Here is a 1,447-nt window from a genome sequence, read left to right as displayed (position 1 = left end):
AGACAAAATCCCGGTATTCGAGTCTTGAGGCCACCGCCTCCCCGGCGCGGGACCGGCGCAGCAGGGCCGAAACCTTTGCCACCAGGATTGCCGGGTCGACCGGCTTGACCAGGCAGTCGTCGGCACCGGCATTGAGGACATGGACGACATCGTGAGGGGCGGCCCCCGCCGTCACGAACAACACCGGCAGGTTCGCGGGACAGTGGCCGCGGATCCATCGCAGGACTTCGTCGCCGGGCATGTCGCGCACATTTGCGCCGAGGATCACCAGATCGAGGGTTTCCCTGCGCATCAGGGCGACCAGCTCCCGGCCCCGGCGGAACACATTGCGGCAATGGCCGGCCCGGCCGAGCACGCCCGCGGCGAGCTCCAGCCAGGCGGGGTCGTTATCGAGAATGGCAATGCGCATGGCAGACTCCTGGCTCACAGGGGGCCTCACGCGGGCGGCAGCGGCGACTGCGCGTCGCCCGCGATGAACGCCTGGATACGTGTCCAGGCCCCGGCGTAGCGGAACGCCGGCAGCCAGGCGAGCTGCCGGTCGTGCCCGGTGAGCACCCGGGCGATTACCTCGCACTCGCGCGCGTCGAGCATCCAGCTGCCCTCCCCGCTCCCGTCATCCAGGCCGAAGCATTCGAGCGCGGCCTCCGCCTCCCTGAGCAGCGCCAGGTCGACGGGCTCGCGCGCGGCATGGCCCATGAAGTACGCCAGGTAGACCACGCGGAACAGCATGGCCACCTGTTCGACGCCGCCGTGGCCCTGCCTGAGGGCTGCCAGCGCAAGATGCTGTTCGAGCGACAGTGCGCGCGCCTTCGCGGCCGGCAGCGGCAGCAGCTGTTCGCGAGTGAGCGGCCGGCGCACGGCCTTGCGGGAAGGGGAAGAGTGTCGGCTCATGATGGAAAACGCCGGGCAGGCGCGGCAGGGCAATCATCGGCCAACGCGCACGGCGCACTGCCGGCCATGGGCGAGCTTTCGCGCACGCCCATCCACGGGCCGGCCACCAGCAGGCCATCGCGTTCCACGACCTGGCGGCGCAGCGAAACCAGGCGGCTGCACTGGCCACACTTGCCGGGCACGATCCCGGGCACGTCGAAGCGCACCCGGCGCGCCCCGCACCACAAACACGGCGTGTTCGCGTCGGGGCGGGCGCAGGCCCGGATGCGCGAGGCCAGATCCCCGGACGGATCGGGCTGGGCGCAGCGCCGCTGGAACTCGCGCACCAGCCGCGCCGTGATCATCGCCGCGAGCTGCGTGAGGGGCAGCGGCAGCGCCAGATAGCGGATCAACCGCCGCTGCCGGTGGGCGATGCGGTTGCGGGTGAAGGGCGTGCCCGCGCGGCGGTTGAACTGCACGCCGCGGCGGCCGCACTGGAAGCGCGGCAGGCCCCGCACGATGCCCTTGCGCCGCGCGCCCGTGGCGCCGCACGCCGGACACGGCGGCAGCGGTTCGT

3 protein-coding genes are annotated in these 1,447 nt (G+C 71.9%); all 3 read right to left on the bottom strand.

Going from position 1 to position 1,447, the window contains the following annotated elements; translation table 11 throughout:
- A partial coding sequence (locus PKKP23_RS33365) for a response regulator transcription factor (protein ID WP_138721056.1) occupies positions 1-409 on the bottom strand: 409 nt, incomplete at its 3' end.
- Between the two features lie 26 nt (positions 410-435).
- Positions 436-891: a hypothetical protein gene (locus tag PKKP23_RS33360; protein WP_126880073.1), complete on the bottom strand. Its 456-nt coding sequence runs from the start codon at positions 889-891 to the stop codon at positions 436-438.
- Positions 888-1,447: DUF746 domain-containing protein (locus PKKP23_RS33355; RefSeq protein WP_240659287.1), on the bottom strand; the 560-nt coding region annotated here is incomplete at its 5' end. The genes PKKP23_RS33360 and PKKP23_RS33355, both read right to left, overlap by 4 nt.

Origin of the sequence: Paraburkholderia kururiensis JCM 10599 = LMG 19447 (assembly GCF_003986935.1) — a bacterium.
Classification (GTDB): Bacteria; Pseudomonadota; Gammaproteobacteria; order Burkholderiales; family Burkholderiaceae; genus Paraburkholderia; species Paraburkholderia kururiensis.
This window is presented reverse-complemented; position numbering and strand designations above follow the sequence as displayed.

Coding starts and splice junctions, on each gene's coding strand:
- PKKP23_RS33360 (WP_126880073.1), bottom strand. CDS start 891: ATGAGCCGACACTCTTCCCCTTCCCGCAAGGCCGTGCGCCGGCCGCTC.